This window comes from Quadrisphaera sp. RL12-1S (assembly GCF_014270065.1).
Lineage (GTDB): Bacteria > Actinomycetota > Actinomycetes > Actinomycetales > Quadrisphaeraceae > Quadrisphaera.
In genome coordinates this window covers 254,064-275,136 of record NZ_JACNME010000003.1, presented here as the reverse complement: position 1 = coordinate 275,136, position 21,073 = coordinate 254,064, and the positions used below count along the sequence as shown (strand labels likewise).

Sequence of the window (21,073 nt, the reverse complement as noted above, 5' to 3'; positions counted from 1 at the left end):
GTGCTCAGCGCGCCGCGGTCGGGGCGGGGGCGCTGCTGTCGGCGCCGGTCACGTCCACGACGTCGGCGGAGGCGTCGGTGGTCCGGGAGAGGCCGAACTCCTTGAGCAGGCCCGCCTTGCCGGCCACGACGTAGAGGACGAAGGCGATGACCAGGGAGTTGATGGAGCCCAGGCCCACGGTGAGGAAGTAGCCGCTCACCGAGGCCACGGCCCAGACCGCGAGGGTGGCCGGCACCCAGGTGGGGGAGCTGGCGGGCACGGCGCCGCCGTCGGCGCGGGAGGCCTCCAGCTCACCGCGCCAGCGCTTCACCACGAAGTACTCGGCCACCATGATCCCGGCGACCGGCGGGAAGACGACGCCCAGGATGATGAGGAAGTCGGTGAACCGGGTGAGGATGCCCGCCGCGGCGAGCAGGCTGCCGGCCAGGCCGAGGAGCCCGGTGACCAGCGCGCGGTTCACGGTGCGGCCGGTGACGGTGCCGATGAAGTTCACCACCGCGAGGCCCGCGGAGTACAGGTTCCAGTCGTTGATCTTCACGGTGCCGAGCAGGACGACGAGCACGGCCACCCAGCCCACCGAGGAGGTGAGGATGGCGGTGATGTCGCTGGAGCCGACGGCGTGGGCGAGCAGCACGCCGGACATCCCGATGAGGTACTCGCCGACGGTGAAGCCGACCACGGTCTGCTTGACGACGTCGGCGCCGGTGCGGTTGTAGCGGGACATGTCCGGCGTGATGACGGCGCCCACGATGAACCCGCCGGCCACGAGGGTGGTGCCGGTGGCCAGGTCGATCTGCGGGCCGGGCGGCGCCGAGGCCATGAGTGCGGTGACGTCGGTCTTCGACAGCTCGGAGATGATCGCCCAGCCGACGAGCACGAGGAACGACGGCACGGTGATGTACGCGGTCCAGGCCATCGACCCGAAGCCGAAGACGCAGATGGCCGTCACCACGAGGCCGAAGACGATGGACCAGCCCCACACCGGCAGGACGCCGACCGTCGAGGCCAGGCCCTGGGCGGACACCGCCGACTGCACGCCGAACCAGCCGATGAGGCTCATGCCGATGGCCAGGCCCATGAGGGCGGAGCCGCCCCGGCCGAACCCGAGCCAGCGGGCGACCAGCGACGTCGACATGCCCTCGCGGCAGCCGATGACCCCGACGAAGATCGAGACCACCTCGAGGATGACGGCTCCGAGCGTGAAGGCGAGGAACGCCTGCCAGAAGCCCATGCCGAAGCCGAGCGCGGCCCCCAGGAGGAACTGGCTCAGCGCGGACACCTGCCCGAAGCGCTGCACCGCCACCGAGAACCACGAGTAGCGGGCCTCCAGCGGCACCCGCCCCATCGCGAAGTCGTCTGCACCGTGCGATCCACCGGCCACGTCCCTGCCTCCTTCTCCACCGACGAGCGATGGGGCGTGACCGTAGGGTCGCGCTCGGGAGGTCGTCAGTGGGCGACGTGCACGGGTCGCGGGCCGAGGCAGTGCACAGTGCAGCGCCCGTCAGACGACGCGGCGGAACTGCACGTCGTCGGTCCACAGGGTGCGGACGGAGACGCTCTCGCCGGTGCGCGGCGAGTCGATGATCTTGCCGTTGCCGGCGTAGAGCGCCACGTGGCCGTAGGAGTTGAAGACGACGAGGTCCCCGACCTGCGGCTGGGACACGGAGTAGCCGGACGAGCGCATCGCCTCGGCGGTGCGCGGCAGCGCCACGCCCACCTTGGCGTAGGCGTACTGCACCAGGCCGGAGCAGTCGAAGCCGCTGGTCGGGCTCGTGCCGCCGTACCGGTAGGCGAGCCCCACGTGCTTCTCGGCCTCGGCCAGCGCGCTCTCGGCGGCGCTCGACCGGCGCGCGGGCGCCGGTGCTGCCGCCGGGGCGGCCGGCGAGGAGGCCGTGCGGGCGCTGCCGCCGCTGGGGATGGACAGGACCTGCCCGGGGTAGATGGTGGAGCTCCAGGCCAGCCCGTTGGCCGCCAGCACCGCCTGGGTGCTGACCCCCGCCGCCCGCGCGATCGCCGAGACGGTGTCCCCGGCCCGGACGGTGACCCTGCCGCCGGCCGCCGCCGCGCTGGCGGGCACGGGCGAGGCCGCCACCGACAGGTGGGCGGCGGCCTTCACCGCGGGCGTGCCCGCGTGGGAGGTGCCGGGGACGTGGGCGGAGGCCGCGCCCGCCGTTGCCACCACGGGGACGGCCGCCAGCGCTCCGGTGGTGACCACGGCGCGGGTCACGGCGCTGACGTCGACGAGGGGGCGCACCGGTGCGCGGTGTCGTGCAGTTCGAGCCACGGCAGCGACGCTAGGTGATCGTCTCGTCACCGTCCGGGAAATCGCAGAACCTCAGGAACTTCCCACCACCGGCCACAGCGGGCACAGCGGACACCTCCCGTCATCTCCCGCCACTTACGGCGGGCAGGTGACCCGCGCGGTGGGGACGCAAGTCCGTGCCGGAGCCGCCGATGCTGGAGGTGTGGGAGGAGCACGCGCGACGACGCCGGCCGGCAGGGCCGCCGTCCCCTCCGGCGCGCTCGACGTCTCCGCAGCGGCCCGCGGCGCCTTCGCCGACCTCGCCGCGCGCACCGGGCTCGGCCAGTGGTGGCTGGTGCGGCGCCGCGGTGACGAGCAGGTGGTGCTGGCCGACCTCGCCGGTGCCGGAGCGCGCAGCGCCGCGGTCCCGTGGCGTTCCGGCGTGCCCGCCGCGGCCCTCGACCACGGTGCACCACCGGCGGTGGTCCGCGTCGCGGACGTCCCCGCCTACGCCGCCGCGTGCGCGGCCAGCGGGGTGGAGGTGGCCTCCCTGCTCGTCGTCCCGGTCCGCAGCGCCGACGGGGTGGTCGTCGGTGCGCTGTGCGGCGCCAGCGAGCTGCCCCACCCCGACGTCGCCGCCCACCTGCCCGGTGCCCGCGCGGCCGCGGAGCTGCTGGGCCTGCTGCTCGAGCAGGCCCTGCTCCTGGACGACGTGGTGCGGCGCGCCGAGCACGCCGAGGCCGCGGCGCAGACCGACCCGCTGACGGGCCTGGGCAACCGCCGCGCCTGGGACGCCGCGGTCGCCGCGGAGGAGGACCGGGCCGCCCGGCACGGCACCCCCACCGCCGTGGTGGTGCTCGACCTCGACGGGCTCAAGCAGCTCAACGACAGCGCCGGTCACGACGCCGGCGACGACGTGCTCCGCCAGGCGGGCGCCGCGCTGCGCGCGCAGGTCCGCGGGCAGGACGCCGTGGTGCGCCTGGGCGGCGACGAGTTCGGTCTGCTGCTGCCGGACACCGAGCGCGCGGTCGCCGTCGCGGTCGCCGCCCGCGTGCGCGCCGCGCTGGCGCAGGCCGGCATCGGCGTCTCCTGCGGCGTGGCCACCCGGACCGACCGGGACGGGCTCCTGGGCGCCTGGCGCGCCGCGGACGAGGCCATGTACGCGGACAAGCGCGCCCGCCGGGGCCGGCGCAGCGCGCCGGTGGCGAGGACGGGGGCGTGGTCCTCGGGGCCGCCGCCGGTCGCCCCGGCGCCTGTCGTGCCGGCACCCGCAGCACCCGCAGCACCCGCAGCACCAGCGGCGGCGGCCGAGCGCGGGGTGGACGCGCTGCTGGAGGTGGCGCGGGCCCAGGTGGGCGCCGACGTGGCCTTCATCAGCGTGGTCGAGGGTGGGCAGCGCCGGTTCCGCAACGTGGTCGCTCGCGTGCGGGTCCCGTTCGCCGTCGGCACCGCGGAGCCGCGGGACGGCACGGTCTGCGAGCTGCTGGTGCGCGGCGAGCTGCCCCCGGTGGTCCCCGACGCCGCGGTCTCGGCCGTGGCCGACCACCCCGACGTGCGCGCGCTGGCGATCGGCAGCCACGTCGGCGTGGTGCTGCGGCGCGCCGACGGGACCACCTACGGGACGCTGTGCGCGTACTCCCAGCGCCCCGACCCGCACCTGCGCCCCCGGGACGCCGAGGCGCTGGCAGCCCTCGGCCGGGCCGTCATGCGGCTGGTGGAGACCGAGGACGCGGCCGAGGCGACGGCGCGGGCGGTGCGGGCGCGCCTGGAGGGGCTGGACGCCCAGGGGGGCCTGCGGACCGCGTTCCGCCCGGTGGTGTCCCTGGCCGACGGCGCCCGGGTGGGGCACGACGCCGAGACGCACTTCCCCCGGGGCACCGCACCGCGGGCCACGTGGTTCTCCGAGGCGCGGGCCGTGGGCGCCTCCGCACCGCTGGAGACGGCGGCGCTGCACCACGCGCTGGAGGCCTCACCGGACCTCGAGCCGCGCGACGGCTGGCTGCTCGTGGGCGCCAGCGCCCCCACGGTCGCCGCCCCGGCCTTCGCCCGGCGCCTGGCAGCCGCCGACCCGTCCCGCCTGGTCCTGCAGGTGCTCGGCGACGTCGACCCGCTCGAGCTGCGCGTGCTGCGCGCCGCGCTGGCCCCGCTGCGCCGCGAGGGCCTGCGGCTGGCCGTCGCGGCCGCCGGCACGGCCCGCAACGGCGGGGAGCACCTGCTGGCCCTCGAACCCGAGCTCGTCGGGGTGCACCGGCGCGTGGTGGTGGGGGTGGCGAGCAGCCGCTCCCAGCAGGCGCTGGTCAACGGACTGCTGGGCTTCACCGCCACCCTCGGGGCGCAGCTGCTGGCACGCGGTCCCGCCTCCGCCGACGACCTCGCCTGGCTGCGCCGCGCGGGGGTGCCGCTCGCCCACGGCCCGGCCACCGCCGCCTACGAAGCGGCTCCGGAGCACGTCAGCGGCCCCTAGCCTGGCTGCCGTGACCCCCGTCCTCGCGCTCGGCCCGTCGTGGCTCGACCCCGGCACGCTGCTCGACACGCTGGGCTTCCCCGGGCTGCTGGCCATCGTCTTCATCGAGTCGGGCCTGCTGGTGGGCTTCTTCCTGCCCGGTGACTCGCTGCTGTTCACCGGCGGCCTGCTCATCGCGACCGGGGTGCTCCACGTGCCGCTGTGGCTCGCGCTGGTGCTGGTGCCGCTGGCGGCGGTGCTGGGTGACCAGTGCGGCTACCTCATCGGCCGGCGCCTCGGGCCCGCGGTCTTCAAGCGGGCGGACGCCCGGTTCTTCAAGCCCCGGTACGTCGAGGACGCCTTCGCCTTCTTCGAGAAGTACGGGGGGCGCGCCGTGCTGCTGGCGCGGTTCGTGCCGGTCGTGCGCACCTTCGTGCCGGTCGTCGCGGGCGTCGGGCGGATGGACTACCGCCACTTCGCCGCCTGGAACGTGCTGGGCGGGGTGCTCTGGGGAGCCGGTGTCACCACCCTGGGCTACCTGCTGGGCGGCATCTCGTTCGTGCGGGACAACATCGAGGTCATCCTCATCCTCATCGTGCTCGTCTCGGTGCTGCCGGTGCTGGTGGAGGTCCTCCGGGCGCGGCGGCGTCCCCGGTCGGAGGCTGTTCCCGCAGGTCGATCGCGCGGCAGAGGCGCTCACCGCGCGTGATCATGCGGTGAACGGCGGGTGTGACGCGCTGACCCGTCTGGTTGCGAATCGGTAACGGCCACGTGCTCGAGGCACCCACCCGCTTGCGTGATCGTCCTTCGGCGGGGTGGAGTGAGCCGTCCAACGGGCCGGGCGGCACGACCTGCCGCGCTGCCCGAACCGAGACGCCCGACGAAGGGTCCTCCCCGCGTGATCACCTCTCGCAGAGCCTCTGCTGCTCTCGCCGTCCTGGCCGGCGGCGCCCTGCTCATCTCCGGCTGCTCCGCGGACCGCGGTGGCGGTGGCGCCAGTGCCAGCGGGAGCGGCACCAGCTCGGCTGCCACGAGCAACGCCACCATCACCGTGGCGCACGAGGCGGAGTTCAACTCGTACAACAACAACACGGCCGACCAGAACGCCGTGCAGAACGCCGTCGTGCTCAACAACGTGCTCGACGGCTTCTGGGACTACGGGCAGGACGGCGGGGTGCGACCCACCACCGAGTTCGGCACCTACGAGAAGACCAGCGACAACCCGCTGACCGTGAAGTACACGATCAACGACAAGGCCGTCTGGTCCGACGGCACGCCGATCGAGTGCTCCGACATGGTCCTCACGTGGGCCGCCAACTCGGGCAAGTTCGCCAGCAAGGAGACCGACGAGAACGGGAACCCGCTGACGGGCTTCTCCTCGGCCGGCACCACCGGCTACGAGGACGCGAACATCCCCCAGTGCAACGCCGGGGACAAGACGGTGACGGTCACCTACAACAAGACCTTCGCCGACTGGAACTCGCTGTTCGCCGCCGGGTCGATCCTCCCGGCGCACATCGTCGGCAAGAACGCGGGCGTCTCCGACGTCATCAGCGCCATCAAGAACAACACCACCGACCAGGTCAACGCGCTCGCGAAGTTCTACAACACCGGCTTCATCGGCAAGCCGGGCACGGTGGACAAGGACAACTGGCTCTCTGCCGGTCCGTACATGATCGACTCCTGGCAGGCCGGGCAGTCGATCACCCTGAAGGCCAACCCCAAGTGGTGGGGCACGCCGGCCAAGACGGGCACCATCGTCATCCGCTTCATCGACGCCACCGCCCAGGCGCAGGCGCTCGCCAACGGCGAGATCCAGGTGGCCAAGCCCCAGCCCGCCGCTGACATCCTCAAGCAGCTGCAGGCCATCGGCAGCTCGGTCAAGATCGACCAGGGCGACGAGTACACGTTCGAGCACGCGGACTTCAACTTCCAGGGCGAGTTCAAGGACGCGAACCTGCGCAAGGCCTTCGCCCTGTGCATGCCGCGCCAGCAGATCGTCGACAAGCTCATCAAGCCGGTCAACCAGAACGCCACCGTGCTGAACTCGCGCTGGAAGCTGCAGTTCCAGCAGGGTTACCAGCAGGTGGTCCAGGCCTCCTACGCCGGCCAGTACGACCAGGCGAACATCGACCAGGCCAAGCAGCTGCTGGGCGGCAAGACCGGCATCACGGTGCGCATCGGGTACAAGACCCCGAACCAGCGCCGCACCGACGAGGTCTCCCTCATCAAGGCCTCGTGCGACCAGGCCGGCTTCAACGTGCAGGACGCCGGGCAGTCCGACTTCTTCGGCAACGGCCTGGCCAACGGCAACTTCGACGTCGCCCTGTTCGCCTGGTCCGGCTCGCCGCTGGTCTCCTCCTCCGCCTCGACCTACGTCACCGGCGGCGGCAACAACAACGGCAAGTACTCCAACCCCCAGGTCGACCAGCTGACCGCCACCCTGCTGTCCGAGACGGACGCGTCGAAGCAGGACCAGACGATCGGCCAGATCGAGAAGATCCTCTGGGACGACGTGGCGACCGTGCCGCTGTTCACCTTCCCGGGCATCCAGGCGAACGACACCAAGGTCACCGGACCCCAGTTCCAGCCGGCGCAGAGCCAGCAGACGTGGAACGACAACGAGTGGGCGGTCGCGAAGGCCTCCTGACCCCTCCCGCCGGCCGGCCCCTTCCTCGTCGGGGGGCCGGCCGACGGCCGTCCCCGTCCGCGTCAGACGGGCACCGAGGGGCTTCCGACCACCCCCGCCCTCGCGCACCGCGCAGGGCAGGAGCAACCTAGGTCGCCGAGGGGCGCGCACCTGCGCGCCCCTCGGGCTGACCTGGCCCTGCGCCGGGACCGCCAGAGTGCTCGTCCGGACCGTCCGTCCGCAAAGGGGTTTCCACCCGTGGTCGCTTTCGTCCTGAGGCGCCTGCTGATCTCGATCGGCGTCTTCTTCGTCGCCACGTTCCTCATGTACATGCTGGTCGCCAACTCCGGCGACCCCCTCGAGGATCTGTACAACATCTCCAACCCCGGTGACCGGGCGTCGCGCATCGCCGCGCGGACGGAGATCATGCAGCTCAACACCCCTGTGGTGCTGCGCTACTTCGACTGGCTCGGCCAGCTCGCCGGCTACCTCTGGGGGCACGGCAGCCTGGGCGTGAACCGCACCGGCCAGGCCGTGGCGCCGCTGCTCGGCCTCGCGCTCGGGAGCACGCTGCGCCTGGTGCTGCTGTCGACGGTGCTCGCCATCGTCACCGGCATCGCCGTGGGCATCGTCTCGGCGCTGCGCCAGTACTCGAGCTTCGACTACACGCTGACGTTCTTCTCGTTCGTCTTCTACTCGCTGCCCATCTTCTGGGCAGCGGTGCTGCTCAAGCAGTTCGGCGCCATCGCCTTCAACACGTGGCTCGGAGACCCCGTGGTCCCGCTGCCGGTGCTGCTGGTCCTCGCCGTGATCGGCGGTCTCTTCGCGATCAGCCTCGTGGGGGGCCGCACGTGGCTGCGGCGCGGCGCGGCCTTCGCCGTCGGGTTCGTCGTCGTCGCGGCCCTGCTGCTGGTGGTCTCGCAGACGGACTTCCTCGCGCGCCCCTCGCTGGGGCCCGCCGGCGTCTCCGTGCTGGGCCTGGCCGCCGCCGTGGGCATCACCGCGCTGGTGTCCGGGCTCGCCGCCCGCCGCGTGCTCATCGCCTCGCTGGTCGGCGCCGTGGTCGGGATCGTCATCTACGTGGCCACGCTCAGCGTGCTCGTGGAGCCGACCTGGCCGCTGCTCATCGGCCTCTTCCTGGTGACCCTGGTCGTGGCCGGGGGAGCCGGGGCGGGCATCGGGGGCATCGACAGGAGCCGCGCCGCCCGCGCCGCGGTGCTGTCGGCCGCCGTCGTGGCCGCGCTCGGGTTCGTCGACTGGCTCATGTACGCCTGGCCCGACTACGTGGCCGGCACCTTCGGGCGCCCCATCGCCACCATCGGCTCCAACACGCCGAACTACACGGGCACCCTCTGGCAAACGACGCTCGACACGCTCACGCACCTGGTGCTGCCGAGCATCACGCTGGTCCTCATCTCGTTCGCCCAGTACACGCGCTACACGCGCTCGAGCATGCTCGAGACGATGAACCAGGACTACGTGCGCACGGCGCGGGCCAAGGGCCTCACCGAGCGCACGGTGATCATGCGCCACGCGTTCCGCAACGCGCTCATCCCGGTGACCACGCTCGTGGCGCTCGACTTCGCGGCCGTCGTGGGCGGCGCGGTCATCACCGAGCGCATCTTCGGCTGGCAGGGCATGGGGACCCTCTTCCTCTCCGGCGTCAACACCACCGACCCGCCGCCGGTCATGGCCTTCTTCGTCGTCGCAGCCGCCGCGGTGCTCCTGCTGAACATCGTGGCCGACCTCGTCTACGCCTACCTCGACCCGAGGATCCGCCTCTCATGACCACCACCGACCCCCGCACCACCGCCGGTGAGCCCGGCGGTCCCGGCGCCAGCGGAGACTCCGGGGACGCCTCCGGCCTCGCCGTCGTCGCCCTGTCCCAGGGGCAGCTGGTCCGCCGGCGGTTCTTCCGCCACCGCGGCGCCCTGGCCGGCATGGCCGTGCTGCTCATCGTCATCGTGCTGTCGTTCACCTCGATCGGCTTCGCCGGGATCCCGGGGTGGTGGCACTACACGTACACGCAGCCGGCGCCGATCGAGAACGGCGGACGGCCCACGCTCGACCTCCTCCCGTGGCTCGACGGCGACGGGCTGTCGCTGGGCGACCACCCGTTCGGGCAGGACAACATCGGCGTCGACTACTTCGCGCTGACCATGCGCGGAGCGCAGCGCTCGCTGATCATCGCCTTCGTGGTCGGGATCGTCGCCACCGCCATCGGCACCCTCGTCGGCGCGCTGGCCGGCTTCTACCGCGGCTGGGTCGACGCGGTGCTCATGCGCATCACCGACGTCTTCATCACCATCCCGGTGATCGTCATCGGCGCGGTGCTCGGACGGAAGTTCGGCGCCATCAACATCTTCCTCTTCAGCGCGGTGCTGGGACTGGTCCTGTGGACCTCTCTGGCCCGCCTGGTCCGCGGCAGCTTCCTGTCGCTGCGCGAGAAGGAGTTCGTGGAGGCCGCGCGCGCCATGGGCGCCTCGAGCAGCCGCATCATCTTCAAGCACATCCTGCCCAACAGCCTCGGCGTCATCATCGTGTCCGCCACGCTGACCATCGCCGTCGCGATCCTCACGGAGAGCGCCTTGAGCTACCTCGGCCTCGGAGTGCGGCCGCCGGAGACCTCCCTCGGCCTGCTCATCAGCAACTACGAGTCAGCGTTCAGCACCCGGCCCTGGCTGTTCTGGTGGCCCGGCATCTTCATCGTGCTCATCGCGCTGAGCGTCAACTTCATCGGCGACGGCCTGCGCGACGCGTTCGACCCGCGCCAGGCGAGGGTGCGCTCGTGAGCGCCGACCAGCGGGCGGCCGAGCAGCCGGTCCTGCAGGTCCAGGACCTCACCGTCGCCTTCCCCACGGAGGACGGCCTGGTGCGCGCCGTGCGCGGCATGGACTACTCCGTGGCGCCGCGCGAGGTGCTCGGCATCGTCGGCGAGTCGGGCTCGGGCAAGTCGGTGTCGTCCATGGCCGTCATGGGCCTGCTGCCGCGCAGCGCGCGGATCACCGGGCGGATCCTCTTCCGCGGTGAGGACGTGCTGACCATGAGCGCGCGCCAGCAGCGCGGTCTGCGCGGCCGGCGCGTCAGCATGATCTTCCAGGATCCGATGACGGCGATGAACCCCGTCTTCACCGTCGGCGACCAGCTGGCCGAGGCGGTGCGCTCCCACAGCGCGGTGCCGCAGAAGGTGGCCATGAAGCGGGCCAAGGAGATGCTCGACCTGGTCGGCATCCCCCAGGCCGAGGCGCGGCTGCGCGCGTACCCGCACGAGTTCTCCGGCGGCATGCGCCAGCGGGCGATGATCGCGATGGCGATCATCAACGACCCCGACGTCATCATCGCCGACGAGCCGACCACCGCCCTGGACGTGACCGTCCAGGCGCAGGTGCTCGACACCCTCATGTCGGTCAAGGACGCCGTGGGCGCCGCCATCGTCTTCATCACCCACGACCTGGGCGTCATCGCGCAGGTCGCCGACCGGGTGCTGGTGATGTACGCGGGCAAGCCGGTGGAGATCGGCACCACCGCCGAGGTCTTCAGCAAGCCGCTGATGCCCTACACGGTGGGCCTGCTGGGCTCGACGCCCTCGGCCGAGGGCACGCGCGCGGGGGAGCGGCTGCGGCCGATCTCCGGGGCGCCGCCGTCGCTCATCTCGCTGCCTCGGGGCTGCCCCTTCGGGCCGCGCTGCCCGCTGGTCCGCGACGACTGCCGCGCCCAGGAGCCGGACCTGCGCCACCGCAGCCCCGCCGCCGGCGCCACGGCGACGGGCGGCCTGCAGCTGCCGGTGGTCAGCCCCGACCACCTCGCGGCGTGCCACCACAGCGACGAGCTGCTGGCCGCCGAGGACCCCACCCGCTTCTTCCGCGCTGAGAGCGAGGTCTCCTCGTGAGCACGCAGCAGCCCAACCCCCAGAGCCCGACCCGCCCGTCGGACGGCGAGCGCGACCGCCACCTGCTCGACGTCCGCGACCTCGTCATGAACTTCCCCGTGCGCGGGGGCGGGGTCATCCAGCGCGTGGTCAACCACGTGCAGGCGGTCTCCGGCGTCAGCTTCAGCCTGGACGCCGGGGAGACCCTCGGCGTGGTCGGGGAGTCGGGGTGCGGCAAGTCGACGACGGGCCGCGCGCTGCTGCAGCTGCACAAGCCGACGTCGGGCTCGGTGCGCTTCGACGGCAAGGAGCTCATCGGCCTGTCCGAGAAGGACCTGCGCCCGGTCCGCCGCGACCTGCAGATCGTCTTCCAGGACCCTTACGCCTCGCTCAACCCCCGGCTCCCGGTGAACGACATCATCGGCGAGCCGCTGGTCATCCACGGCACCGTCAAGGACAAGGCCGCCCGCAAGGAGCGCGTCCGCGAGCTGCTGCAGCTGGTGGGCCTGTCGCCCGAGCACGGCAACCGCTACCCGCACGAGTTCTCGGGCGGCCAGCGCCAGCGCATCGGCATCGCCCGCGCGCTCGCGCTGGGACCGAAGCTGCTGGTGCTCGACGAGCCGGTCTCCGCCCTCGACGTGTCGGTCCAGGCAGGCATCGTCAACCTCCTCGAGGACCTGCAGACCGAGCTGGGCATCGCCTACATGTTCATCGCCCACGACCTGTCGGTGGTGCGCCACATCTCCGACCGCGTGGCGGTGATGTACCTCGGCAAGGTCGTGGAGATCGGTCCCAAGGACGACATCTACGACCGGCCGATGCACCCCTACACCCAGGCGCTGCTCTCGGCGGCGCCGTCGGCCGACCCGGAGGTCGCGCGCACCGCGGCCAAGGAGCGGATCGTGCTCGAGGGCGACGTGCCCTCGCCGCTCAACCCGCCGTCCGGCTGCCGCTTCCGCACGCGCTGCTGGAAGGCGCAGGACGTCTGCGCCACCACCGAGCCGCCGCTGGTGGAGAAGGACGGCGGCGGGGCGGGCCACCAGATCGCCTGCCACTTCGCCTCCACCGACGTCGGCCACCCCGGTGGTCGCACGTCCCTGCCCCTCGCCGGCGGCACCGCCGGAGAGGCGGCCTGACGCCCGCCCCGCTGCTCGTGGTGGGCGCCGCGCTGGTCGACGACCTCGCGGCGCCCACCCGGCTGCTGGCCGCCCGCCGCAGCAGCCCCTCGGCGCTGGCCGGCGGGTGGGAGCTGCCCGGCGGCAAGGTCGAGCCGGGCGAGACCCCGCAGGAGGCGCTGCGGCGGGAGCTGCGCGAGGAGCTCGGCGTGGAGGCGGAGCTCGGCGGCGAGCTGGTGCCCCACCGCGGTGAGGGCGGCGGCGGTCCGTACGCCGAGGACGGCGTCTGGCCGCTGCCCGGCGTCGGCGTCCTGCGGGTCTGGTGGGCCCGCGTGCTCTCCGGCGAGCCGGCACCCCTGGAGGACCACGACGCCTTGCGCTGGCTCGACCTCGACGACTGGGTGGGCGGGGTCGCCTGGCTGCCCGCGGACATGCCCGTGGTGACGGCGCTGCGCGCCGCGCTCCGCTGACTCCCGCCGGCTCCTCCGGCTCCCGCTGGCTGCGTCCGGGTCAGCCGGCGGTCTCGGAGGCCTCTCCCGCGGCGCGCTCGGCGGCGGGGGAGGCGTCGAGCTGCCCGACGGCGAGGTCCTCGAGGCGGGCGAGCAGCTCCTTGTTGCGCAGCCCGATGACCACGCTGCGCAGCGGCTTCGGCACCCAGCTGCCCGGACCCGAGACGGCGTCCTCCTCGATGGTCACCACCGTGCCGTCCCGCTGCCCCCGCAGGGAGATCACCACGCTCGCCTCGCCCAGCGGCCAGCCCTTCGCCGTCAGGCGCAGGCTCCTCCCGGGCTCCACGGCGTCCAGGGTCGACGTGCCGCGCCGCATGAGCGGCCAGGAGCCGAAGGAGTGGTGCAGCACGGCGCCGACCGTGGGCCAGTCGCCCTCCACGGCGCGCATGTGGGCCGTCCCCACCACGAAGACCGGGTAGTTCCACGGGTCGCTCAGCACCTCCCAGACCAGCGGGGAGGGGACCGGGACCCAGTGGTGCCGCGTGCTCACCCGACCAGCCTGGCCCCTCGGGCGTCACCCGCCAGCGGAGACCGAGCCGCCCGACGGGCTCGCAGGAGGACGACGGCGGTGGCGGCCGCGCCGGCCACGGCCACCGCGGCGCCGGCGCCGAGCACCGCGCCGGCGGGCGCCACCACGGACTGCCCGGCCAGCGCCTGCCACGTCAGCAGCGCCAGCGCCGCTGCCCAGCCCGCGCTGGCGAGGGCCACCAGCTGCAGCCGGACCCGCGGGGTCAGGAGGGCGGCCGCCGCGGGCCAGCGACGCGCCACCAGCTGCAGCGCGAGCACGAGCAGCGGGAGGCCCTGCAGGGCGTGCATGCCCACGAAGTGCGGGACGCGCAGGTCGCCGGCCGCGGTGCTCCAGCCGAGCAGCGGCAGGCCGGGACCGCCATCGGCGGCACCGACCGTGTGGGCGCCGGCGATGCCGCGGAAGTCGGCCAGCTGCGCGGGCGTGGGGGAGGTCATGAGGAAGGCCACCGCCATGCCCGCCAGTGCGAGGACCACCCCGGCGCGCACCGAGAGGTCGAACGCCGCGTCCCCGGACGGGCTGCGCCACAGCAGCACGCCCACCACGGCCGTGATGACCCAGACGACGGCGATGCTCAGGCCCATCACGGCGAACGCCGCCGCGTGGCCGGGGGTGGAGACGTTGAAGTGGCTCGTGGTCCCCAGCGCCGCCGCGCCCAGGATGATGACCATCTCGACCACCAGCAGCGCTCCGGCCACCGCTCCCAGGGCGCCCGCGAGGCGCCGCCCGCGGCGCAGCCGGGTCAGCAGCCACGCGAGCGTCACCGCGTAGAGCGCGATCGACAGCTCGAACTTCAGCGGCTTGAGCCAGCCGTCCACCCCGGTGATGCGGACCGGGTCGGCCGCGGCGAGGACGGTGGTGGGGACCACCAGCACGAGCGTCGCCGCGCCCACCCAGAGCAGGGGAGAGCGGCGCAGGTCGGACGCGGTCATGACGGCTCCTCGGTGGGCGGGCTGGTCGGGTCGGGCGGGCTGGCCGGGCGGCTGAGGTCGGTCGGGCGGGTGGTGCGTGCGACGTGCTCCTGGGCGATGCGGCGCAGCCCCGCCACCAGGGCGTCTCCCAGGACGGTCCCGACCACCACGGTCTCGGCGCTGCGGTCCCGGTCCGCGGCGTCGGGCCAGACCCGCGCCAGGTCGGCGCGGGCGATGGTGTCGGCGGCGCGGGCGTACTCGGGCAGGCCGTCGAAGAGGTCCTTGCGGCCGAGGCCCACCCAGCTGTCGAGCACCGCGGCGGCCTGGTGCACGCCGGGGTTGCCGTCCTCCACCACCCAGCCCTGCGCCTGCGCCACCTCGGCGACGGCCGCGAGGGAGGACGCCGACGGCGGCGACGCCGCGTCCCTGCCGGGCAGGGCCCGCTGGGCGGCGCCCATCACCTCCCGCAGGTCGACGGCGGGGTCGTCGACGGCGGCGACGACGGCGCGCACGCGGGCGATCGGCAGCCCGCCGACCTCGACCAGGGCCCGCACGAGGTGCAGGCGGCGCACGTGCTCCTCGCCGTAGGAGACCTGGTTGTAGCCGGTCTTCTCGGCGGACGGGAGCAGTCCCTCCCGCACGTAGAACTTGATGGTGGCCGGCGCGGTGCCGCTGCGCTCGGCCAGCTCGGAGATGCGCACGGCGGAGACGCTAGCCGATGGAGAGCGACACTGTCGATAGTGTTGCTACCGATAGTGGCGCGGCTGCTGCGAGCGGGCTCCAGCCGGGCCGGGACCCCCGTGGTGGGCGCTGCCGCAGGTGACCGCGGTCAGTCCCGGGGGTGACCGCGGTCAGGTGTGGTGGGGCGTTCCTGGGGCGACGCCGCCGCAGGTGACCGCGGTCAGTGCTGGAGGTGACCGCGGTCAGTGCCGCAGGTGACCTCGGTCGGTCCCGGAGGTGACCGCGGTCAGCTGCCGTGGCCTCCGGGGCCCGGCGTGCGGCGGGTCGACTCCCGTTCCACCACCGCGAACGGGCTCACGAAGCGCTCCGGCGCGGCGGTGGGGTCGGCGATGCGGCGCAGCAGCAGGCGCGCGGTCTCCTCGACCATGACGTCGTGCCCGGGGGTGACCGTGGTCAGGGACGGCACCGTGAAGGCGCCGTCGGCGACGTCGTCGAACCCGGCCACCAGCACGTCGTCCGGCACGCGCCGGCCCGCGTCCGCCAGGGCGCGCAGCGCCCCGATGGCCAGGGTGTCGGTGGCGCAGACGAGGCCGTCCAGCCGCGGCTCCCGGACCAGCGCCTCCCGCGTGAGCGCCGCGCCGCTGGCCAGCGTGCTCGCTCCGCCGTGCACGGCCACGGCGCGGGCGCCCGGGACCGCCGCCACGGCGTCCCTCACCCCCAGCGCCCGCAGCCGGAAGGCGTCACCGTGGTGGCCGGGGCCCTGCGGGCGCGGCCGCGCGTCGTCGTCCGGGAGGTGCAGGGAGTCCAGGGAGGTGAGGTCCGGCATCCCGAGGGCCACCAGGTGGCGGCAGCCCCGGTCCAGCAGCAGACGGGTCGCCGCGGCGGCGCCCTCGGTGTTGGCCATCTCCACGTGGTCGAAGCGGCGGACGTCCTGCCGTTCGCCGAGGACGACGACGGGCAGGTCCCCGGCGATGGCCAGCACGTCGTCGGGGTCGAGGCCGACCGCCGAGAGCACCAGGCCGTCGTAGGCGCTGACCCGCGAGGCGGTGATGGCCGCCAGCTCGCCCTCGCGGCTGGCGCCGGTCTGCTCGACCACCACCCGCAGGCCCTCGGGGGCGAGGCGGGCGATGAGGCGCGCGGCCAGCAGGCCGAAGTAGTGGCTGTGGACCTCGGGCACGGCGAGCCCCACGATGCCCGTGCGGCCGCGCCGCAGGCTCTGCGCCGCGGTGTTGACGCGGTACCCGGTGCGCTCGACGACGTCGAGCACGCGGCGGCGCGTCTCCTCGCTGACGTTGCTGCGGCCGGCGAGCACGTTGGAGACGGTCATGGGCGAGACGCCGGCCGCCGCCGCGACGTCGCGCATCGTCGTCATCCGCCACCTCCTGGTCCGTCGAGTCTGCCCGCGGCCTGCCTTGACAGCCCGCGCACCCCTTGGTTGTATCGATAAACCACTTCCCGTGCAACGCCGCCCCGAGGAGTCCCGTGAGCGCCACCCCCAGCACGTCCGCGTCCACCACCGTCGAGGGCGTCATCGACCTCGACCTGCCGGGCCACACCATCAGCCGGCACGTCTACGGCCACTTCGCCGAGCACCTGGGGCGCTGCATCTACGGCGGCTTCTACGTGGGGGAGGACTCCGACCTCCCCAACGAGGGCGGCATCCGCCTCGACGTGGTGGAGGCGCTGCGCGCGCTCGACATCCCCAACCTGCGCTGGCCGGGCGGCTGCTTCGCCGACGACTACCACTGGAAGGACGGCATCGGCCCGCGCGAGCAGCGCCCGCGCATGGTCAACAGCCACTGGGGCGACGTGGTGGAGGACAACTCCTTCGGCACCCACGAGTTCATGCACCTGTGCGAGCTGCTCGGCACCGAGCCGTACATCTCCGCCAACGTCGGCTCCGGCACCGTAGCCGAGTCCAGCGACTGGGTGCAGTACCTCACCCGCGCCGACGACTCGCCGATGGCGGCGCTGCGCCGCGCCAACGGCCGCGACGAGCCGTGGAAGGTCACCTACTGGGGCCTGGGCAACGAGCCGTGGGGCTGCGGCGGCAACATGAGCGCGGAGGCCTACGCCGCGCTGGCCCGCCAGTTCGCGACGTACAGCCGCGACATGGGGGACAACAAGCTCTACCGGATCGCCGCCGGGGCCACCAACGCCGACTACCGCTGGACCGAGGTGCTCATGAAGGCCCTCGGCCGGGCCCTCGGCGACGGCGAGGTGCTCGGGCACGGCAACTCCAGCTTCCAGGCGATCTCCTTCCACTGCTACACGGTGGCCGGCCCCTGGGAGCACAAGGGCAGCGCCACCGAGTTCGACACCGACGAGTACTACGCGACGATGGCGCAGGCCCAGCGCGTGGAGGCCGTGCTGGCGGGGCACGCGAAGGTCATGGACGCGTACGACCCCGACAAGCGCGTCGGCCTGGTGCTGGACGAGTGGGGCACGTGGTTCGACGTCGAGCCGGGCACCAACCCGGGCTTCCTGTACCAGCAGAACGCCCTGCGCGACGCGCTCGTGGCGTCGGTCCACTTCGACGGCTTCCACCGCCACGCGGACCGCCTGGTGATGGCGAACATCGCGCAGACGGTCAACGTGCTGCAGGCGATGATCCTCACCGACGAGGAGACCGGGGCGCTGGTGCTCACGCCGAGCTACCACGTCTTCGAGATGAACAAGGCCCACCAGGACGCCGCGCACCTGCCGGTGCACCTGCGCGGCGCGGTGCCCAGCCGCACGGTCGCCGACGTCGTCGGCATCGGTGGCCACGCCCTCGACCGCAGCTCCGTCGACCTGACCACGGTGTCGGTCTCCGCGAGCACCTCCGGCGGCGCGGCGCTGGTCTCGCTGACCAACCTCGACGCCGAGGCGCCCGTCACGGTCCGGCTGGACCTGCGCGGTGCCGCGGTGGGGGAGCCGACGGCCCGTCTGCTCACCGCGGACGCACTGCAGGCGCACAACACGCCCCAGCAGGGCGACGCCGTGGCGCCGCGGGCCTTCGACGGCGCGACGGTCTCGGACGGGGTGCTCACCGTCGAGCTGCCGCCGCACTCCTTCGCGACCGTCTCCCTGCCCCTGGTCTGACGGGGCCCGCCCCTCGCCCAGGTGGCCGATCGCCCATGATCACCGTGATCACGGGCGATCGGCCACCTGGCGTCGGGGGAGCCGTCAGCCGCCGCCCTCGCCCTCCGGCAGCAGCAGGGCGCGGGGCGCCGGGGCCGCAGGGTCGGGCAGCACGAGCTTCAGCGCGAAGCCCGGGACCGCCTCCACCGCCGCCGGCAGGGGCGAGGGCAGCACCACCTCGAGGGCGTCGTCGGTGCGGCGCACCTCCAGCGCCCCCGCGTGTCCCAGCAGCGTGACGTCCCCCAGGTCGCGCACGGCCAGCGACGACGCCCCGCCCAGGGAGCGGATCCGGACCACGCCGTCCTCGGGGCGCACCATGCCCATGGCGTACAGCGACGTCTGGCCCACCTCCTCGCGCTGGGTGAAGCGCAGGTCCGCGGAGGTGAACGGCAGCGAGGCGGCATCGGTGAAGGAGCCCTCCGGCACCGCCGTCGGCCCCTCGCCGGGCACGCGCCACGGGCGGGTGCCGTACACGGCCTCGCCGTTGAGCGTCAGCCACGCGCCCAGGCCCTCCAGCAGCGCCGCCTCCTCCGGCGGGATGGTGCCGTCGGGCTTGGGCCCGATGTTGAGGAGCAGGCAGCCGTTCTTGGCGACGACGTCGACGAGCTCGCCCACCAGGTCGACGGGGCTCTTCCACTCGTGGCCCTCGATCCACCCCCACGAGGTGCGCGAGACCGAGGTGTCGTTCTGCCAGGGGCGCTCCTGCACGTCGGCCATGCCGCCGCGCTCCACGTCGAGCACCGCGGTGCCCGGCCTGAACGCCTCCCACTTGTACTGGACCACCACACCGCGGCCCCACTGCGCTGCGCGGTTGTAGTAGTACGCCGCGAGCATCCGCCGGTACGGCTCGAACGCCGGGTGCTCGATCCACCAGTCGAACCACAGCACCTGCGGCCGGTAGCCGTCGATGATCCGCACCGTGCGCAGCAGCCAGTCCTCGAGGTAGGCCTCGGTGGGCCCGGTGGCCTGCGGCATCGCCGGGCCGTACAGGTCGGCGAACTCGGCGTCGTCGCGGACGTCGGAGGCGAACGCGCGCCCCGGGTGGAAGAAGAACCAGTGCTCCGCGCGGTGGCTGGAGGCTCCGCGGACGATCCACTGGTCGTCGCACGCGCCCAGGACGTCGCCCAGCACGTCGCGCTTCGGCCCCACCTTCGTGGCGTTCCACCGGGTGCGCGGCTCGTCGTACATCGGGAAGCCGTCGTGGTGCTCGGCCACCGGGACCACGAACTGCGCGCCCGCCCGCCGGAACAGCTGCGCCATGCCCGCCGGGTCGAAGGCGTCCATGGTGAAGCGGGGCAGGAAGTCCTTGTACCCGACCTCGGCGTGGTCGCCGTGGACCTCGCGGTGGTGGGCGTGCTCGGGCGTGCCCTGCTGGTACATGCGCCGCGGGTACCACTCGTTGCCGAAGGCGGGCACCGAGTACGCGCCCCAGTGCATGAAGATCCCGAACTTGGCGTCGCGGAACCAGTCCGGCACCTCGTAGGCGGCCAGCGACTCCCAGGTGTCGGTGAACGGACCGGCGTCGATCACCTCCCGCACCGCGGCCAGCGCCGCCTGCGTGTCGGGGACCTCGACGGGCTCGGGGACCCAGCTGCGGTCGGTGGTCATGCGCGTGCTCCTCGGTCGGTGGTCAGGTCGAAGGCGACGACGGCGGGTCCGTGCTGCGCGGCGGTCCGGGGGACGTCGACGACGACGGAGGCGCCGTCACCGGAGCCCTCGCGCACCGTCACGGGCGTGCCGTCGAGCAGGCGGGCGCTGGAGGTGTCCACGGCGGCGGCGGTGAGCGGCAGCGCCACCTCCCCGGAGGCGTCGACCACGGCGTGGACGACGTCGCCGGCGCGCGTCCAGCGCACCCACGTCGCGCCGCTGCCGTCGTCGTCGTGGCCCTGGTGCCCGCTGGGGCGTGCGACGGAGGCGTCGACCGTCGTGGTGCCGTGGACCGCCGCGCCGTTCACGGACATCCAGTCCGCCAGCCCCTCCAGGCAGCGGCGCTGCAGCTCGGGGACCTGCCCCGACGCTGTGGGCCCGACGTCCAGCAGCAGGTTGCCCCCGCGGGCGACGACGTCGAGCAGGTGCTTCACGGCCTGCGGGCCGGTGAGGTGGTGCTCGGGCCCCTCGACCTGGTTGTAGCCGAAGGAGTAGCCGATGCCGCGGCAGTTCTCCCACGCGCCGGACTCCAGGTCGCGGCCCTGCTGGTACTCGCTGGTGCGGAAGTCCCAGTGGGTCTGCCCGAACCTGTCGTTGACCACGCCGTCGGGCACGGCCGCGTAGTACTCGTCCAGCACGTGGGCGAAGGACAGCGGCCCGTCGGGCTTGCCCGCGTCGGGCCAGTTGATGTCACCCCACAGCAGGTCGGGGGCGTAGCGGGTGATGAGGTCGCGCACGTGGGCGTTGGCGTAGGCCGTGTACCCCTCGTCCTGGGGCCGCTTCTCCTCGCCGATGTCGGAGGTGATCGGACCGAAGTCGGCCACGTCCCAGTCGAGACCGCCGGAGTAGTAGGTGCCGAAGCGCATCCCGGCGCGGCGCGTGGCGGCGGCGAGGTCTCCGACCAGGTCGCGCTGCGGGCCGCGTGCCACGGTGTTGCGGGGGGTGCCGGGGGCGTCCCACAGGCAGATGCCGTCGTGGTGCTTGGTGGTGGGCACCACGTACCGCGCGCCGGCGCGGGCGAACAGCGAGGCCCACGCGTCGGGGTCGAACTCCTCGGCCTTCCAGGCGTCGAGGAAGTCGTCGTAGGGGGCGCCGCCGTAGGTCTCGCGGTGGTGCTCCGCCGCGGGGGAGCCCTCGATGCGGATGGTGTTGTAGTACCACTCGGCGTACGGGTTGTGCTTCATCCAGGTGGTGCGCTCGATGGTGCCCAGCTCGCCGATGGGCTCGGCCCAGGCGGGCACCGAGTAGGCGCCCCAGTGGATGAAGATGCCGAGCTTGGCCTCGGAGAACCAGGCGGGAACGGGCCGCTCGAAGCGCTGGTAGAGCTCCGTGCGGGCGTCGTCGGAGAACACGGGGTGGAACCTCCGGGTGGTGGTGCG

At 73.5% G+C, this 21,073-nt stretch carries 17 protein-coding genes; 9 read left to right on the top strand and 8 right to left on the bottom strand.

Annotated features, from left to right (window positions below):
• Positions 1-4: 4 nt before the first annotated feature.
• Both H7K62_RS07525 and H7K62_RS07520 read right to left on the bottom strand, forming a co-directional pair.
• Positions 5-1,345 carry a purine-cytosine permease family protein gene (locus H7K62_RS07525; protein WP_186717534.1) on the bottom strand — a complete coding sequence of 447 codons (1,341 nt, stop codon included), beginning with the start codon at positions 1,343-1,345 and terminating at the stop codon, positions 5-7.
• A 156-nt stretch (positions 1,346-1,501) separates the two neighbouring features.
• Positions 1,502-2,284: a C40 family peptidase gene (locus tag H7K62_RS07520; protein WP_186717313.1), complete on the bottom strand. Its 783-nt coding sequence runs from the start codon at positions 2,282-2,284 to the stop codon at positions 1,502-1,504.
• Positions 2,285-2,465: 181 nt separating this feature from the next.
• Between H7K62_RS07520 and H7K62_RS07515 the strand changes: the two genes are divergently transcribed.
• The 8 genes from H7K62_RS07515 (at position 2,466) to H7K62_RS07480 (ending at position 12,767) form a co-directional block, all read left to right on the top strand.
• Positions 2,466-4,706 carry a diguanylate cyclase gene (locus tag H7K62_RS07515; RefSeq protein ID WP_186717312.1) on the top strand — a complete coding sequence of 747 codons (2,241 nt, stop codon included), beginning with the start codon at positions 2,466-2,468 and terminating at the stop codon, positions 4,704-4,706.
• Positions 4,707-4,716: 10 nt separating this feature from the next.
• Positions 4,717-5,394 carry a DedA family protein gene (locus H7K62_RS07510; protein ID WP_186717311.1) on the top strand — a complete coding sequence of 226 codons (678 nt, stop codon included), beginning with the start codon at positions 4,717-4,719 and terminating at the stop codon, positions 5,392-5,394.
• A 189-nt stretch (positions 5,395-5,583) separates the two neighbouring features.
• On the top strand, positions 5,584-7,335 hold the full coding sequence (locus H7K62_RS07505) for an ABC transporter family substrate-binding protein (RefSeq protein WP_186717310.1): 1,752 nt from the start codon (positions 5,584-5,586) through the stop codon (positions 7,333-7,335).
• Between the two features lie 237 nt (positions 7,336-7,572).
• Positions 7,573-9,102, top strand: coding sequence for an ABC transporter permease (locus H7K62_RS23640; protein WP_186717309.1), 1,530 nt, complete (start codon positions 7,573-7,575; stop codon positions 9,100-9,102).
• Positions 9,099-10,106, top strand: a complete 1,008-nt coding sequence (locus tag H7K62_RS07495) for an ABC transporter permease (protein ID WP_186717308.1) — start codon at positions 9,099-9,101, stop codon at positions 10,104-10,106. Before H7K62_RS23640 ends, H7K62_RS07495 begins: the two co-directional genes overlap by 4 nt.
• A complete protein-coding gene (locus H7K62_RS07490; protein ID WP_222437224.1) occupies positions 10,103-11,203 on the top strand; it encodes an ABC transporter ATP-binding protein in 1,101 nt (366 codons plus the stop codon). Before H7K62_RS07495 ends, H7K62_RS07490 begins: the two co-directional genes overlap by 4 nt.
• Positions 11,200-12,318, top strand: coding sequence for an ABC transporter ATP-binding protein (locus tag H7K62_RS07485; protein WP_186717307.1), 1,119 nt, complete (start codon positions 11,200-11,202; stop codon positions 12,316-12,318). Before H7K62_RS07490 ends, H7K62_RS07485 begins: the two co-directional genes overlap by 4 nt.
• 17 nt (positions 12,319-12,335) lie before the next feature.
• Positions 12,336-12,767: a (deoxy)nucleoside triphosphate pyrophosphohydrolase gene (locus tag H7K62_RS07480; RefSeq protein WP_370591660.1), complete on the top strand. Its 432-nt coding sequence runs from the start codon at positions 12,336-12,338 to the stop codon at positions 12,765-12,767.
• 40 nt (positions 12,768-12,807) lie between these two features.
• On the opposite strand, the gene H7K62_RS07475 is transcribed toward H7K62_RS07480, so the two are convergent.
• The 4 genes from H7K62_RS07475 to H7K62_RS07460 all read right to left on the bottom strand — a co-directional run bounded on the left by H7K62_RS07475 (position 12,808) and on the right by H7K62_RS07460 (position 16,296).
• Positions 12,808-13,296, bottom strand: a complete 489-nt coding sequence (locus tag H7K62_RS07475) for an SRPBCC family protein (protein ID WP_186717306.1) — start codon at positions 13,294-13,296, stop codon at positions 12,808-12,810.
• Positions 13,293-14,264 (bottom strand): hypothetical protein, encoded by a 972-nt coding sequence (locus H7K62_RS07470; protein WP_186717305.1) that lies wholly within the window; start codon positions 14,262-14,264, stop codon positions 13,293-13,295. Before H7K62_RS07470 ends, H7K62_RS07475 begins: the two co-directional genes overlap by 4 nt.
• On the bottom strand, positions 14,261-14,944 hold the full coding sequence (locus H7K62_RS07465) for a MerR family transcriptional regulator (protein ID WP_186717304.1): 684 nt from the start codon (positions 14,942-14,944) through the stop codon (positions 14,261-14,263). The genes H7K62_RS07470 and H7K62_RS07465 overlap by 4 nt, the downstream gene beginning before the upstream one ends.
• Positions 14,945-15,210: 266 nt before the next feature.
• The gene (locus H7K62_RS07460; RefSeq protein WP_222437223.1) at positions 15,211-16,296 is read right to left on the bottom strand and encodes a LacI family DNA-binding transcriptional regulator; all 1,086 of its coding nucleotides are present in this window, start codon (positions 16,294-16,296) and stop codon (positions 15,211-15,213) included.
• A gap of 110 nt (positions 16,297-16,406) precedes the next feature.
• On the opposite strand from H7K62_RS07460, the gene H7K62_RS07455 reads away from it, so the two are divergent.
• Entirely contained in the window at positions 16,407-18,008 is a 1,602-nt protein-coding gene (locus tag H7K62_RS07455; protein WP_186717303.1) for an alpha-N-arabinofuranosidase, read from the top strand.
• An 84-nt stretch (positions 18,009-18,092) separates the two neighbouring features.
• On the opposite strand, the gene H7K62_RS07450 is transcribed toward H7K62_RS07455, so the two are convergent.
• Together H7K62_RS07450 and H7K62_RS07445 are read right to left on the bottom strand one after the other, a co-directional pair.
• Positions 18,093-19,655, bottom strand: coding sequence for an alpha-L-fucosidase (locus tag H7K62_RS07450; protein ID WP_186717302.1), 1,563 nt, complete (start codon positions 19,653-19,655; stop codon positions 18,093-18,095).
• Entirely contained in the window at positions 19,652-21,046 is a 1,395-nt protein-coding gene (locus H7K62_RS07445; protein WP_186717301.1) for an alpha-L-fucosidase, read from the bottom strand. The genes H7K62_RS07450 and H7K62_RS07445 overlap by 4 nt, the downstream gene beginning before the upstream one ends.
• Positions 21,047-21,073: the final 27 nt, after the last annotated feature.